The 14,734-nt window shown below is 72.4% G+C and carries 13 protein-coding genes; 9 read left to right on the top strand and 4 right to left on the bottom strand.

Features of this window, described 5'->3' with window-relative positions:
* The first annotated feature begins 3 nt into the window (after nucleotides 1-3).
* From ACFCZF_RS18860 to ACFCZF_RS18835, 6 genes are all read left to right on the top strand, one after another.
* A complete protein-coding gene (locus tag ACFCZF_RS18860; protein ID WP_376672612.1) occupies nucleotides 4-357 on the top strand; it encodes a barstar family protein in 354 nt (117 codons plus the stop codon).
* A 108-nt stretch (nucleotides 358-465) separates the two neighbouring features.
* Nucleotides 466-1,908 (top strand): GuaB1 family IMP dehydrogenase-related protein, encoded by a 1,443-nt coding sequence (locus ACFCZF_RS18855; RefSeq protein ID WP_376672611.1) that lies wholly within the window; start codon nucleotides 466-468, stop codon nucleotides 1,906-1,908.
* 68 nt (nucleotides 1,909-1,976) lie between these two features.
* Nucleotides 1,977-2,372, top strand: coding sequence for a hypothetical protein (locus tag ACFCZF_RS18850; RefSeq protein WP_376672610.1), 396 nt, complete (start codon nucleotides 1,977-1,979; stop codon nucleotides 2,370-2,372).
* Nucleotides 2,373-2,671: 299 nt separating this feature from the next.
* A complete protein-coding gene (locus ACFCZF_RS18845) occupies nucleotides 2,672-4,159 on the top strand; it encodes an amino acid permease (RefSeq protein WP_376672609.1) in 1,488 nt (495 codons plus the stop codon).
* A 72-nt stretch (nucleotides 4,160-4,231) separates the two neighbouring features.
* Nucleotides 4,232-4,684 carry an Lrp/AsnC family transcriptional regulator gene (locus tag ACFCZF_RS18840; protein WP_055415902.1) on the top strand — a complete coding sequence of 151 codons (453 nt, stop codon included), beginning with the start codon at nucleotides 4,232-4,234 and terminating at the stop codon, nucleotides 4,682-4,684.
* 157 nt (nucleotides 4,685-4,841) lie between these two features.
* Nucleotides 4,842-6,074 carry an MFS transporter gene (locus tag ACFCZF_RS18835; RefSeq protein ID WP_376672608.1) on the top strand — a complete coding sequence of 411 codons (1,233 nt, stop codon included), beginning with the start codon at nucleotides 4,842-4,844 and terminating at the stop codon, nucleotides 6,072-6,074.
* Here the strand turns inward: ACFCZF_RS18835 and ACFCZF_RS18830 are convergent.
* Complete coding sequence (locus ACFCZF_RS18830; protein WP_376672607.1) at nucleotides 6,022-6,567, bottom strand: Repetin; 546 nt, start codon at nucleotides 6,565-6,567, stop codon at nucleotides 6,022-6,024. The two genes, ACFCZF_RS18835 and ACFCZF_RS18830, sit on opposite strands and share 53 nt — an antisense overlap.
* Before the next feature lie 959 nt (nucleotides 6,568-7,526).
* Here ACFCZF_RS18830 and ACFCZF_RS18825 point away from each other — a divergent pair.
* Both ACFCZF_RS18825 and ACFCZF_RS18820 read left to right on the top strand, forming a co-directional pair.
* The gene (locus tag ACFCZF_RS18825) at nucleotides 7,527-8,315 is read left to right on the top strand and encodes a carbon-nitrogen hydrolase family protein (protein ID WP_376672606.1); all 789 of its coding nucleotides are present in this window, start codon (nucleotides 7,527-7,529) and stop codon (nucleotides 8,313-8,315) included.
* A 53-nt stretch (nucleotides 8,316-8,368) separates the two neighbouring features.
* Nucleotides 8,369-10,066 (top strand): flavin monoamine oxidase family protein, encoded by a 1,698-nt coding sequence (locus ACFCZF_RS18820; RefSeq protein ID WP_376672605.1) that lies wholly within the window; start codon nucleotides 8,369-8,371, stop codon nucleotides 10,064-10,066.
* A gap of 8 nt (nucleotides 10,067-10,074) precedes the next feature.
* Here ACFCZF_RS18820 and ACFCZF_RS18815 read toward each other — a convergent pair whose 3' ends face one another.
* Together ACFCZF_RS18815 and ACFCZF_RS18810 are read right to left on the bottom strand one after the other, a co-directional pair.
* Nucleotides 10,075-11,004 carry an LLM class F420-dependent oxidoreductase gene (locus tag ACFCZF_RS18815; protein ID WP_376672604.1) on the bottom strand — a complete coding sequence of 310 codons (930 nt, stop codon included), beginning with the start codon at nucleotides 11,002-11,004 and terminating at the stop codon, nucleotides 10,075-10,077.
* Nucleotides 11,005-11,114: 110 nt separating this feature from the next.
* A complete protein-coding gene (locus ACFCZF_RS18810) occupies nucleotides 11,115-11,810 on the bottom strand; it encodes a DUF5995 family protein (RefSeq protein ID WP_376672603.1) in 696 nt (231 codons plus the stop codon).
* 175 nt (nucleotides 11,811-11,985) lie between these two features.
* On the opposite strand from ACFCZF_RS18810, the gene ACFCZF_RS18805 reads away from it, so the two are divergent.
* The gene (locus ACFCZF_RS18805) at nucleotides 11,986-13,125 is read left to right on the top strand and encodes a glycoside hydrolase family 6 protein (protein WP_376672631.1); all 1,140 of its coding nucleotides are present in this window, start codon (nucleotides 11,986-11,988) and stop codon (nucleotides 13,123-13,125) included.
* On the opposite strand, the gene ACFCZF_RS18800 is transcribed toward ACFCZF_RS18805, so the two are convergent.
* Nucleotides 13,107-14,540 carry a uracil-xanthine permease family protein gene (locus tag ACFCZF_RS18800; RefSeq protein ID WP_376672602.1) on the bottom strand — a complete coding sequence of 478 codons (1,434 nt, stop codon included), beginning with the start codon at nucleotides 14,538-14,540 and terminating at the stop codon, nucleotides 13,107-13,109. The two genes, ACFCZF_RS18805 and ACFCZF_RS18800, sit on opposite strands and share 19 nt — an antisense overlap.
* Nucleotides 14,541-14,734: the final 194 nt, after the last annotated feature.

Raw genomic sequence — 14,734 nt, 5'->3', positions numbered from 1 at the left:
GACATGAACGAGGACCCCGCGGGACGGATCATGGTCACGCTGGACCTCGACGGGGTCACGGACAAGGCGGGCCTGATGGACCGCTGCGCCCGTGACCTGGCGCTGCCCGACTGGTTCGGCCGGAACTGGGACGCGCTCGCCGACTCCCTCGCCGACCCCTCCGTCTGGCCCGAGGGCGCGGCGGACCGGGGCCTGGTCCTCGTCGTGCGGGGCTGGCGGGAGTACGCCGAGGCGCGGCCGGACGAGTGGTCCGTCGCCGAGGAGGTCTTCGCCGAGGCGACGGACCGCGGGCCGGGGCTTTTCGTGACCCTCGGCCCTGGAGGATCCTCCAAGAGGGTCGCTGACCAGCCTGGATGATCTGCCCGGGGGTTGTCGGCCACCAGCCGTGGGAGAATGAAGTACGTGCTCTTTCCCCCTGGCTGACCTGTCCGGGGGCGACCTCTGATCGACTGGGATGTGCAGCACGTGCGTTTCCTGAATGACATCCAGCCCTCGTACGACCTGACGTACGACGACGTGTTCATGGTGCCGAGCCGCTCCGCCGTGGGCTCCCGGCAGGGCGTGGACCTCGGCTCCCCGGACGGCACGGGCACCACCATCCCGCTCGTCGTCGCCAACATGACCGCCATCGCGGGCCGCCGTATGGCCGAGACGATGGCCCGGCGCGGCGGCCTGGTGGTCATCCCGCAGGACATCCCGATCGAGGTCGTCACCGACGTCGTCTCCTGGGTGAAGGGCCGCCACCACGTCCTGGACACCCCGATCGTGCTGGCCCCGCACCAGACCGTCGCCGACGCGCTGTCCCTGCTGCCCAAGCGCGCGCACAACGCCGGCGTCGTCGTCGACGAGGACCACAAGCCGATCGGCGTGGTCACCGACACCGACCTGACCGGTGTGGACCGCTTCACCCAGCTCGAAGAGGTCATGTCCAAGGACCTGATCCTCATCGACGCGGACCTGGACCCGCGCGAGGCCTTCAACACCCTCGACGCCGCCAACCGGCGCTACGCGCCCGCCGTCGACAAGGACGGCCGCCTCGCCGGCATCCTGACCCGCAAGGGCGCCCTGCGCGCCACCCTCTACACCCCGGCCGTCGACGCGAAGGGCAGGCTCCGCATCGCCGCCGCCGTCGGTATCAACGGCGACGTGGCGGGCAAGGCCAAGCAGCTGCTGGACGCGGGCGTGGACACCCTCGTCATCGACACCGCGCACGGCCACCAGGAGTCGATGATCGGCGCCGTCAAGGTGGTGCGCGACCTCGACCCGCAGGTCCCGATCGTCGCGGGCAACATCGTCTCCGCCGAGGGCGTGCGCGACCTGATCGAGGCGGGCGCCGACATCATCAAGGTCGGCGTCGGACCCGGTGCCATGTGCACCACCCGCATGATGACCGGCGTCGGCAGGCCGCAGTTCTCCGCGGTCCTGGAGTGCGCCGCCGAGGCGAAGAAGTACGGCAAGCACGTGTGGGCCGACGGCGGCATCCGCCACCCGCGCGACGTCGCGATGGCCCTCGCGGCCGGCGCGTCCAACGTGATGGTCGGCTCCTGGTTCGCGGGCACCTACGAGTCCCCGGGCGACCTCCAGCACGATGCCAACGGCCGCCCCTACAAGGAGTCGTTCGGCATGGCCTCCGCGCGCGCGGTGCGCAACCGCACCTCCGAGGAGTCGGCCTACGACCGGGCCCGCAAGGCGCTGTTCGAGGAGGGCATCTCCACCTCCCGGATGTTCCTCGACCCGACCCGCCCGGGCGTCGAGGACCTCATCGACTCGATCATCGCGGGCGTCCGCTCCTCCTGCACCTACGCCGGTGCCGCCTCCCTGGAGGAGTTCGCCGAGAAGGCCGTCGTCGGCATCCAGAGCGCCGCCGGCTACGCCGAGGGCAAGCCGCTGCACGCCAGCTGGAGCTGAGCAGCACCCCAGTCCGAGCGTCGTCAGGGAGGCTTGACGTCAAGCCACCCTGACGCGACGCTGGACGCATGACGACACCGCAGAGCATCGAGCCGCAGCACACCCTGCTGACCGCCGTGGCCCGCCTCGACGAGTTGCGCACCCGCGAGTCCCTGGCCGGGGACGGGAGCGACGAGGAGGCCCTCGACCGCACCCAGCTCCTCGAACTGCTCGCGCTGAGCGAGGTGGTGGCCCGCAAGGCGGCCTACGGGCGCCAGCTCACCGTCCGGACGGCCCGGGAGGCCGGTGCCTCCTGGTCGCAGATCGGGGCCGCGCTGGGCACCAGCAAGCAGGCCGCCTGGGAGGCGCACCTGCGCTGGATCGACGCCCAGGAGGCCGCGCGCGACCGGCCCGGAGAGATCGGTTTCGACGCGGCGGACGCGGCTGAGGCACGGGCGATCGCGGGCGAGCCGGACGGCCGCTGACCAGGTCCGATCCACGGCCCGCCGACCCTGGGGCACAACGCTCCGCAGCCTCCGCGCAACGAACACGCGCCCCGCCCCGGTGAACGCAACGATCGTGCGGAGACGCGCAAGGTTGCTGCATTACCGGGGGCCCGCACCCCTCGTAGTGTTCTGCGCTGTACGTGGCGTGGCGGGGACTCCGCTCGGTGGGTTCCCGCTCTTCACGAGCGTGCCCGCCGGTCCCCGCCGCTCCAGAGCCCGCCGCGAGCCCGTCCGCTCACACCGACGGGCGCGACCGGCAGCGACAAAGGAGTCAACGCGTGCTCGACCAAGGCGCACCCCCGCACCACGACGGACCGGCCACCCCCTCGTCCCCGGGCCTGGCCGCGCGCCTCATGCGCCGCAAACCCGTGGAACGCCTGGTCGCCGAGGGCGGCCAGGGCGAGGGCGGCACGCTGCGCCGCTCCCTCGGCCTGTGGCAGCTCACGATGATCAGCATCGGCGCCACCCTCGGCACCGGCATCTTCGTCGTCCTCGGCGAAGCCGTCCCCAAGGCCGGCCCGGCCGTCACGCTCTCCTTCGTCATCGCCGGCCTCACGGCGCTCTTCTCAGCCCTGTCCTACGCCGAGCTGGCCGGCACCATCCCGGTCGCCGGGTCCTCCTACTCGTACGCCTACGCGACGATGGGCGAGCTGGTCGCGTGGATCTGCGGCTGGTGTCTGGTCCTGGAGTACGGCGTGTCGGTGGCCGCCGTCGCCGTCGGCTGGGGCGAGTACCTCAACGAACTCCTCGACGGCACCATCGGCGTCACCATCCCGGCCGCCCTGTCGGCCCCGCCCGGCGACGGCGGCATCTTCAACCTGCCCGCGCTGATCGTGGTGCTCCTCGCCATGACGTTCCTGCTGGGCGGTGCCCGCGAGTCCGCCCGGGCCAACACCGTCATGGTCGTCGTCAAGATCGCCGCGCTGGTGCTGTTCTGCGCGATCGGCGTGCAGGGCTTCCGTTCCGGCAACTACGAGAACTTCATGCCGCTCGGCATGGCCGGGGTCAGCGCCGCCGGGGCGACGCTCTTCTTCTCGTACATCGGCTTCGACGCCGCCTCCACCGCCGGTGAGGAGGCCAAGAACGCCCAGCGCGACCTGCCCCGGGCGATCATGCTGTCCCTGATCATCGTCACGGTGCTGTACGTCCTCGTCGCGGCCGTCGCCGTCGGCGCCAGGCCCTGGCGGACCTTCACCGACTCCGAGGCCTCCCTCGCCCAGATCATGACCGACGTCACCGGGCAGGAGTTCTGGGGCACCCTGCTGGCGTTCTGCGCGGTCGTCGCCATCGCCAGCGTCGTCCTGACCGTGCTCTACGGCCAGACCCGCGTCCTGTTCGCCATGTCCCGCGACGGGCTCGTGCCCAAGGTGTTCTCCCGGGTCCACCCCAAGAGCGGCGCGCCCCGGGCCAACACGCTGATCGTCTCCCTGTTCTGCGGCGTCCTGGCCGCCGCGATCCCGCTCGGCCAGCTCGCCGACGCCACCAGCATCGGCACGCTCTTCGCCTTCGCCCTGGTCAACGTGGCCGTAGTGGTGCTGCGCCGGACCCGTCCGGACATGCACCGCACCTTCCGGGTGCCGCTGGCACCGGTCCTGCCGGCGCTGGGCTTCGCCTTCTGCGTCTGGATGATGGGCAGCCTGTCCACCGTCACCTGGGTGGTCTTCGGTGTCTGGATGGCCGTCGGGCTCGTGTTCTACTTCGTGTACGGCCACCGCCGTTCCCGGCTGGCCACGCAGGACACCCCAGAAGCCCAGAAGCCCCAGTAGCTCCAGTAGCACCAGTAGCCCCAATAGCTCCAGTAGCTCCAGTAGCTCCAGAAGTGAAGTGAACGACCCGCAGTGCTGAACGATCTCGACGAACGCATCGTGCACGCCCTCGCCGAGGACGCCCGCCGCTCATACGCGGACATCGGGCAGTCGGTCGGCCTGTCCGCGCCCGCCGTCAAACGGCGCGTGGACCGGCTGCGCGCCACCGGAGCCATCACCGGATTCACCGTCCGGGTCGACCCCGCCGCGCTCGGCTGGGAGACCGAGGGGTTCGTCGAGATCTTCTGCCGCCGCAACACCTCGCCGGAGACCATCCAGCGGGGCCTGGAGCGCTACCAGGAGGTCGTGGCCGCGTCCACCGTCACCGGGGACGCGGACGCGGTCGCCCAGGTCTTCGCCTCCGACATGCGGCACTTCGAACGGGTCCTGGAGCGGATCGCTGGGGAGCCGTTCGTGGAGCGGACCCGGTCCGTGCTGGTGCTGTCGCCGCTGCTGCGGCGCTTCTCGTCGGGGTCACCCACGTAAGTCGGGCCGTCTCCGGTAATCGCTGGGCAGCGGGCCGCGTGCCGTCTAGCATCGGTGCCATGACCTGGCGACATTGATCCACCAGCAGCGCCTCCTCCCGAGGGCCGCCTCGGACGCCGTACCTCCGGTGTCCGATCCGCCCCCTCGGGAAGGCCTCATGACTCTCTCACCCGAGCGTGCCCCCGCCACCGCCGCCACCCGGCGGCTGACGCGCACGCTGTACGGCTCCGCGTTCTGCGACGAGTTCGTCCTGCTGTACCCGGTGTACGCGCTGCTGTTCAGCGACACCGGTCTGTCCGTCTGGCAGATGTCCTCCCTGTTCGCCCTGTGGTCGCTGACCAGCGTGGTTCTGGAGGTGCCCTCCGGCGCCTGGGCCGACGCCGTCTCCCGGCGGCTGCTGCTGGTGCTGGGCCCGCTGCTCACCGCCGCCGGCTTCGCCCTGTGGGTGCTCGTGCCCTCCTACGGCGCCTTCGCGCTCGGCTTCGTGCTGTGGGGCGCCGGGGGAGCGCTCGGCTCGGGGGCGCTGGAGGCGCTGGTCTACGACGAGCTGGACCGGGCCGGCGCGGCCGACCGGTACGCCCGCGTCATGGGCCGGGCGCGGGCGGTCGGGATCGCGTCGACGATGACCGCGATGGGTCTGGCCGGGCCGGTGTTCGCCTGGGGCGGATACGAGGCGGTGGGCGCGGCGAGCGTGCTGGTCTGCCTGGCCGGGGCGGTCGTGGCCACCCGGTTCCCCGAGCACCGCACACCGTCCGCCGACGGCGACCGATGGTCCGCGACCCTGCGCGCCGGACTGGTGGAGGCCCGCACCGACCGGTCCGTGCGCGGCGCGCTGCTCCTCGTACCGGCCGTGACCGCGGTGTGGGGCGCGCTCGACGAGTACACGCCGCTGCTGGCGCACGACACCGGCGTGGCGCAGGAGACCGTCCCCTGGCTGCTGCTGGTGATCTGGGCCGGGGCAACGGCCGGCAGCCTGCTGGCCGGTGCCGCCGAACGCCTGACCACGACCGGGTTCGCCGCCCTGCTCACCGGCTCGGCGCTCGCCCTGGCCGTGGGCGCCGCGGCGGGCACCCCGGCCGCCCTGGTCCTGGTCGCGCTGGCCTTCGGCGGCTTCCAGCTGGCGACCGTGCTGGCCGACGCCCGTCTCCAGCAGCGCATCCAGGACACCGGCCGGGCGACTCTGACCTCGGTCGCCGGCCTCGGCACCGAGCTGGGCACCCTCGCCACCTACGGCGCGTACGGGGCGGCCGCCACGGTGACGGGGCACGGCACCGCGTTCGCCCTGTCCGCGGTGCCGTATCTGCTGACGGCGCTGCTGCTGGCCACCGCCGCCCGGACTACAGCCGCGGCTGCCAGGGCACGACCTCGAAGTCGCCGGTTCCCTTCCTGACCTTCTCGAAGGGCGCCGAGGACACGCACCGGGGCAGCTCCGCGCCCTCCGCGGGGCTGCCCGTCGCGGCCCAGCTGTAGCCCAGACGGTCGTGGCGGCCTTGGTCGTGGACCGTGACGCCGACCCGCTTGCCCTCGGCGCCGGGCAGGTCGGAGTCGGTGATGACACCGGAGACGACGGCCACGTCACCGCCGGTCAGCAGGCAGTCGACGTCGGCCTTCGCGCGGGCGCCCTCGCCGTTCACGTAGTGGCTGAACTCGAACGTTCCGGTGGCCCTGAGCGGGTCGTCGTTGTCCTCGGCCGCCAGATGCGCGTCGAAGGTGAAGGTGATGTCGTCCCCGGCCGACCGGTACAGCTCGGCGGTGCCGGTGAGCGCGGCGGCCTCTCTCGGCGGCCGCTCCTCGTGAGGGCCGGAGGCGACCGCGGCGCCCGTCGTGACGGCGGTGAGGAGCAGTGCGGCGCAGAGTGCGGCGGTCATCGTACGGCGATTCAAGGCGGTCCCCTCGTCGGCGGAAACTGGCGAACTGAACGCTCACCACTGTCCCGGCGCCGTGCTCCCACCACATCGCGCTCGGGGGCGAGTGCCCTCCGCCGCACGGCGGGCGCGGTCTGCACCCTGGGGAGGAGCCGGGCGTGCGGAACCGGCCGTGCGGAACCGGCCGTGCGGAACCGGCCGTGCGGCCGGGGCGTGAGCGCGTGATGGCCCGTCGGGCGACGGGAAGAGGGCGATCGGCTTGCCGACTGGCGCCCGGCTGTCGTCCGGCGGTCGTCCGGCGGTCCTCACGGCGGTCGCCTGGCGGTCTACGGAGCTTCGAGGCCCGGGCCGCCCGCCGTCGGCGCCGCCCGGCATTCGCCGTCCGGTGGTCGATGCCGGGCTGCTGGACCGGTCGCGCTTGTGCGGGGGCAGGCGGGGTGAGGACGCGCGGGCGGCCGGGGCCGGCAGGCGGGGTGAGGACGGGCGGGTGGCCAGGGTGAGGCCACGCGGGTGGCCAGGGTGGCAGGCCGGGTGAGGACGGGCGGGTGGCCGGGGCGGCGGGCGGGGTGAGGACGGGCGGGTGGCCAAGGGGGCCGGGGCGGCAGGCGGGGCGAAGATGGGCGGGTGGCCAGGGTGAGGCCACGTGGGTGGCCAGGGTGGCAGGCCGGGTGAGGACGGGCGGGTGGCCGGGGCGGCGGGCGGGGTGAGGACGGGCGGGTGGCCAGGGCGGCGGGCGGGGTGAGGACGCGCGGGCGGCCGGGGTGGTGGGCGGCGGGGCGGGAACGGGTGGCTGGGCGGGGGCGTCTGCGGCCGCGGGCGGCCGGGTGCGTGGGGTGCGCAACGAATCGCCGTGGGGTGCCCCGCGAACGCAACGATCCGCTCACCGGCGCGCAACAGGTCCTTCTTGTCCGGCCGAGTCCGCCGACCGTACCGTCTATCTGGCCCCCCCGACCCCCGCCCACCGGTGAGGAACACGCATGCGCACCGCCCTGCTCCAGAGCTCCGGCCGGCCCGGCTCCACCGCCGAGAACCTCAAGGTCCTCGACGAGGCCGCGGGCCGGGCCGCCGCCGCGGGAGCCGGGCTGCTGGTCACCGCCGAGCTGTTCCTGACCGGGTACGCGATCGGCGACGACGTCGCCGTCCTCGCCGAGCCCGCCGACGGCGACTCCGCCGACGCCGTCGCGGAGATCGCCGGACGCCACGGCCTCGCCGTCGCCTACGGCTACCCGGAGCGGGCCGGCGAGAGCGTCTTCAACTCCGTCCAGCTGATCTCCGCCGACGGCGCCCGTGCGGCGAACTACCGTAAGACCCACCTCTTCGGCTGCTTCGAGCGCGATCACTTCAAACCTGGCGAGCAGCCCGTCGTCCAGGCCGAGCTCGACGGGGTGACCGTCGGCCTGATGATCTGCTACGACGTGGAGTTCCCGGAGAACGTCCGCGCCCACGCCCTGGCCGGCACCGACCTGCTGCTCGTCCCGACCGCGCAGATGCACCCGTTCCAGTTCGTCGCCGAGTCCGTCGTGCCGGTGCGGGCCTTCGAGAACCAGATGTACGTGGCGTACGTCAACCGCGTCGGCCGGGAGGGCGAGTTCGAGTTCGTCGGGCTGTCCGCACTGGCCGGACCCGACGGGACCGCCCGTGCCCGGGCCGGGCGTGCCGAGGAGCTGGTCCTCGCCGACGTCGACCCGGCCTTCCTCGCCGCCTCCCGCGAGGCGAACCCGTACCTGAAGGACCGCCGACCCGGTCTCTACGGGCCCCTCGTCTGAGTCCGAGCCCCGAGCCCCACCCCCGTTCCACCTGTGCAAGGAGTCCGTACCCCATGACGTCCACCGTGCCCAACGCGATCGAGCACGCAGACGAGCAGCAGCCGCCGATCACCATGTTCGGGCCGGACTTCCCGTACGCGTACGACGACTTCCTCGCCCACCCGGCGGGTCTCGGCCAGATACCCGCGACCGAGCACGGCACCGAGGTCGCGGTCATCGGCGGCGGACTCTCCGGCATCGTCGCCGCCTACGAACTGATGAAGATGGGCCTCAAGCCCGTCGTCTACGAGGCCGACAAGATCGGCGGGCGGCTGCGGACCGTCGGCTTCGACGGCTGCGACGAGTCCCTGACCGCCGAGATGGGCGCGATGCGCTTCCCGCCCTCCTCCACCGCCCTCCAGCACTACATCGACCTGGTCGGCCTGAAGACCAGCCCCTTCCCCAACCCCCTCGCCGAGGCGACGCCCTCGACCGTCGTCGACCTCAAGGGCGAGTCGCACTACGCCGAGACGCTGGACGACCTCCCCCAGGTCTACCGCGACGTTGCCGACGCCTGGGCGAAGTGCCTCGAAGAGGGCGCCGACTTCTCCGACATGAACCGCGCCCTGCGCGAGCGCGACGTCCCGCGCATCCGCGAGATCTGGGCGAAGCTGGTCGAGAAGTTCGACAACCAGACCTTCTACGGCTTCCTCTGCGACTCGGAGGCCTTCAAGTCCTTCCGCCACCGTGAGATCTTCGGCCAGGTCGGCTTCGGCACCGGCGGCTGGGACACCGACTTCCCCAACTCCATCCTGGAGATCCTCCGCGTCGTCTACACCGAGGCCGACGACCACCACCGCGGCATCGTCGGCGGCTCCCAGCAGCTGCCGCTGAGGATCTGGGAGCGCGAGCCGGAGAAGATCGTCCACTGGCCCCACGGCACCTCGCTGAGGTCCCTGCACATGGACGGCGAGCCGCGCCCGGCGGTGACCCGGCTCACCCGCACCGCCGGCAACCGCATCACCGTGACCGACGCCGACGGCGACATCCGCACGTACCAGGCGGCGATCTTCACCGCCCAGTCCTGGATGCTGCTCTCGAAGATCGCCTGCGACGACTCGCTCTTCCCGATCGACCACTGGACCGCGATCGAGCGGACGCACTACATGGAGAGCTCCAAGCTCTTCGTGCCGGTGGACCGGCCCTTCTGGCTGGACAAGGACGAGGACACCGGGCGGGACGTCATGTCGATGACGCTCACGGACCGGATGACCCGCGGCACCTACCTCCTCGACGACGGTCCGGACAAGCCCGCCGTCATCTGCCTTTCCTACACATGGTGCGACGACAGCCTGAAGTGGCTGCCGCTGTCCGCGAACGAGCGGATGGAGGTCATGCTGAAGTCGCTCGGCGAGATCTACCCGAAGGTCGACATCAGGAAGCACGTCATCGGCAACCCGGTGACGGTCTCCTGGGAGAACGAGCCCTACTTCATGGGCGCGTTCAAGGCCAACCTCCCCGGTCACTACCGCTACCAGCGGCGCCTGTTCACGCACTTCATGCAGGAGGAGCTGCCCGCGGACAAGCGGGGCATCTTCCTCGCCGGTGACGACATCTCCTGGACGGCCGGCTGGGCCGAGGGTGCCGTCCAGACCGCGTTGAACGCGGTCTGGGGCGTCATGCACCACTTCGGCGGGGAGACCGACGCGACCAACCCGGGCCCGGGTGACGTCTACGACGGGATCGCGCCGGTCGAGCTCCCCGAGGACTGACCGGTCCGTCAGACCCCGGCCGCGCGAGCCTTCTCGTACACCTCGGCGGCCAGGTCCGTCAGCTCCTCGGCGTCCCGCGCGGAGCCCTGGAGGTCGATGAGGATCTCGTCGAGGCCGATCTCGGCGTGCGCGGCGAGGTCCTCGACGATCTGGTCGACGCTGCCGTGGAAGGGGCGGCGGTCGGCGCCCTCGTGGGCCGACGCGCGATACCGGGCGTTGGCCCGCAGTACCGTGCGGATCGGCTTCGTGCGGCCCCGCTCGGCGGCCAGGTCCCGCAGCCGCCGCCACTGCTCGGCCACGACCCCGGCGCCGATGCCGTTCGGCAGCCAGCCGTCGGCGTGGTCGACCAGGCGGCGCCGGGCCCTGCCGCTGCCCGCCGCCAGCAGGACCGGGATCGGCCGGGCGGGCTTGGGACCGACCACGGCGGACGCGATCTTCGTGAACTCGCCGTCGTACACCACCGGGTCCGGTCCCCAGACCGCGCGGCACACCTCGATCAGCTCGTCCAGGGCCCGCCCGCGCTCGGCGAAGGGCCGCACGGAAGCCGCCGCGTACTCGTCGTGGGACCAGCCGGTGCCGAAGCCGGCGACCACCCGGCCACCGCTCGCCGCGTCCAGCGAGGCCAGCGCCTTCGCCAGCTGGAAAGGGACGTGCAGCGGGGCGACCAGGACGCTGGAGCCCAGCTCCGCCCGTTCGGTGGCCGCTGCGGCGAGGGTCAGGGTGACCAGCGGTTCCGCAACGTTCCGGTACTCGTCCGGCCAGGGCAGGCCCTCGATGCCGTACAGCCCCTGGGTGGCGGGCTCGGGGAACAGGGCCCGTTCGAAGACCCACAGGCTCTCGTAGCCCAGCCGTTCCGCCGCGCGGGCCACGTCGGGGACGTCCTTGCCGAGGTCGTACTGCCGCATCTGGGGGAGGCCGAGTCCGAGCCGGGTCGTCATACCTGGGTGCTCCTTCGCAGTCGGGGTGCGATGTTGCATGGTGCCCAAGGGTTCAACGTACAGCGATCGCACGGGGGTTCCGGGAGTGCGCACCCGGAACGACGGCCGGATCAGTCCGGCAGCGGGGTGAGCAGCATGCGGCCCGCGAAGCCCACCGCCGCGTCCAGCCGCTCGGTGAACTCCTCGGCGACGTCGGGCAGCCGGCGCAGCGCCCACAGCGCGCGGGCCGACGCCCAGGTGGCGTCGCGGGCGCGCTCCAGGCTCCAGGAGCCGAGCAGATGGGTCAGCGGGTCGGCGATCTGCAGGAGGTCGGGACCCGGCATCAGCTCATCGCGGATACGCTCCTCCAACGACACGAGGAGGTCACCCACCCGGTCGAACTCGTCCTCCAGCTCGACGGGTTCGCAGCCGAGCGTACGACAGGTGTCCACCACGGCCAGCGCGAGATCGTGGCCGATGTGCGCATTGATGCCCGCCAGCGCGAACTGCAGCGGCCGTACGCCGGGATGGCGGCGGAACTGGAACAGGGGCCGCCAGCACGCGGGTGGCCGGTGCCCGTCCTCCAGCGCGTCGAGGGCGGCCAGATAGCGCTCCGCGAACCGCACGTCCAGCGCGATCGCGGCCCGGGCGTCCGGAAACCCTCCGCCGTCGATGTGCCGGTCGACGGCCTCCGTGACGGTCAGGTAGACGCGGTTGAAGACGGCCACCCCGTCCCGGGCGGGCAGCGACGTGTCGAGGGCGCGCATCCGGGAGAGGACCGTGTCCACCGTCCGGACGGCCGCCGGGACTTGCTCGCAGTGCGCCATGGCGGCAGGGTCGCAGCTTTAGGCTGGCGGGAGTGCCGGCGGGCCCGACGCTTCCCCAGAACGGGGGAACGCGCCCGCTGTGCGGGGGAGGAGGAAGCCAAACGTGTCAGGCCTTCGTGCCCGGCGTCTGGCCGCTCGCAGGGCCGAGCGCAGGCGTGCCGCCCGGCGCAGCGCGATGGTCGCGGCGGCGTCCGTCGTGATCGCGGTGGGCACCGCGGCCGGCATGCTGTCCGCGCTCGGCGACGACGGCGGAGCGGCGGACGAGGCCCGTCCGGAGGTGACGCGGTCACCGCGGCTGCAGTCCCTGCCCGTCGCGCCGTCCCCGTCCCCGTCGGCGGCGCCGTCGGTCTCCGCCTCGCCCTCCGCCCCGGCGAGCAAGGCGAGTCCCAGTCCCTCGCCGAAGAAGAAGTCCGCGAAGGCGGAGAAGGACAAGCCCCGGGCCGCCGCGGCCTCCACCCGGCTCTACCGGCACCCCCGGTCCCAGGTCCTCGACTGGGTCCGGGCCCACCCCGGCGACCCGCGTCAGGACGTCATCGAGTCGCGGATAGCCGACCATCCGGCCGCCGTGTGGTTCGCCGACTACACGCCCGCGACGATCACCTCCCGAGTCCGCGCCGTCACCTCCGGCGGTGCCGCCGAGAGCCGGGTGCCGGTCGTCGTGCCGTACGCGATACCCGACCGCGACTGCGGCGGCCACTCCCAGGGCGGGGCGCCCGACCTCGACGCCTACGACGACTGGATCGACCGCTTCGCCGCCGGGCTCGGCTCCGGTGATGTCATCGTCGTCCTGGAGCCCGACTCGGTCGCCCAGGCCGAGTGCCTGTCCGCCGGTGAGCGCGCCGACCGCTTCGCCTCCCTGGCCCGCGCCGGCCGCGTGCTGAAGGACGCCAATCCCCGAGCCCGGGTCTACTTCGACGCGGGCCACTCCGGCTGGCACGCGCCCGCCAAGCAGGCGGGCTGGCTCAGGCAGGCCGGCGCCGCCTCGGCCGACTCCTCCGACGGCATCTTCAGCAACGTCTCCAACTTCCACGCCACCGCCGACGAGGTCGCCTACGTCCGCGCGGTCCTCGACGCCCTCGGCGGCCCCGCGAGCCTGGGCGCCGTCATCGACACCAGCCGCAACGGCAACGGCGCCCCCTCCGACGGCGAGTGGTGCGACCCGGCCGGCCGCAAGCTCGGCCGCGCACCGACGCTGAGTACCGGCATGGGGCGCGTCGACGCCTACCTGTGGGTCAAGCTGCCCGGGGAGTCGGACGGCTGCAAGGGCAAGCCGGGCACCTTCACCCCGTCCTACGCCTACGCCTTGGCGCGCTGAGACCCGTCGCCGGACCCGTCGCCGCCGTCACCGCTGCCCCCGGCCTTCTCGTCGTACGTCGACGTGCCCTCGTCCAGCAGCGGCTGCTGCGTTTTGAGGTGGGCCGGTGCGAAGGCCCGCAGCGCGTGGTAGCCGGTGATGACGACCACGGTGCCGAGCGCGATGCCGCTGAGGGAGAAGGTGTCGGTGAACTCCAGGCTGACGTTGCCGACGCCGATGATGATGCCCGCGGCGGCCGGCACCAGGTTCAGCGGGTTGCGCAGGTCCACCTTGGCGTTGATCCAGATCTGGGCGCCGAGCAGCCCGATCATGCCGTAGAGGATGACGGTGATGCCGCCGAGGACGCCGCCGGGGATCGCGGCCACGACCGCGCCGAACTTCGGACAGAGGCCGAAGAGCAGGGCGAAGCCCGCGGCGGCCCAGTAGGCGGCCGTCGAGTAGACCCGGGTCGCGGCCATCACGCCGATGTTCTCGGAGTACGTGGTGTTGGGCGGGCCGCCGACCGCGGTGGACAGCATCGAGCCGACACCGTCGGCGGAGATGGCCGTGCCGAGCTTGTCGTCGAGGTTGTCGCCGGTCATCTCGCCGACCGCCTTGACGTGTCCGGCGTTCTCCGCGACCAGCGCGATGACGACCGGCAGGGCCACCAGGATCGCCGACCACTCGAAGCTCGGCCCGTGGAAGGACGGCAGCCCGATCCAGTCGGCCTGGCCCACGGCGGAGAAGTCCAGCCGCCAGTGGTCGGTGAGCTTGCCGCTGCCGTCCACCGAGTGGATCTTGCCGAAGATCCGGTCGAGGACCCAGGAGAGCACGTAGCCGAAGACCAGCCCCAGGAAGATCGCGATCCGGGACCAGAATCCGCGCAGGCAGACCACGGCCAGACCGGTGAACAGCATCACGAGCAGCGCCGTCCACTGGTCCTGCGGCCAGTACGTGGACGCGGTGACCGGGGCCAGGTTGAAGCCGATCAGCATCACCACCGCGCCGGTGACGATCGGCGGCATCGTGGCGTGGATGATCCGCGCCCCGAACCGCTGCACGGCGAGCCCCACCAGGAACAGCGCGGCACCGACCACCAGCACCGCGCCGGTCACCGTGGCGCTGGTGCCGCCCTGGGCGCGGATCACCGCGGCGACGCCGACGAAGGAGAGCGAGCAGCCGAGGTAGCTGGGCACCCGGCCGCGGGTGGCGAGCAGGAAGATGACGGTCGCCACGCCCGACATCATGATCGCGAGGTTGGGGTCCAGGCCCATCAGGACCGGAGCCACGAAGGACGCCCCGAACATGGCCACCACGTGCTGGGCGCCGAGCCCGGCCGTGCGGGGCCACGAGAGCCGTTCGTCGGGGCGGACCACCGCTCCGGGTGCGGGCGTGCGCCCGTCACCGTGCAGCTTCCAGCGCACGCCGAGGTCCATGGTGAGGTTTCGCTTTCTCTGTACGTGAGGACTGTCCGCACCATTGTCAGGGGTACCGGACGGTCCCACGTCCCGCGCCCCCCGCTGACCAGCACCTTCCCGGCGACCGCCGCTGAGCGTCCGCTTAGGATGGAAGGAGCCGCCGTACGTGAGCAAGTACGGCCGGCCGTACGTGAGCACAGCCGAGCAAGACC

This window comes from Streptomyces sp. NPDC056296, from assembly GCF_042268605.1.
Classification (GTDB): domain Bacteria; phylum Actinomycetota; class Actinomycetes; order Streptomycetales; family Streptomycetaceae; genus Streptomyces.
This window is presented reverse-complemented; position numbering and strand designations above follow the sequence as displayed.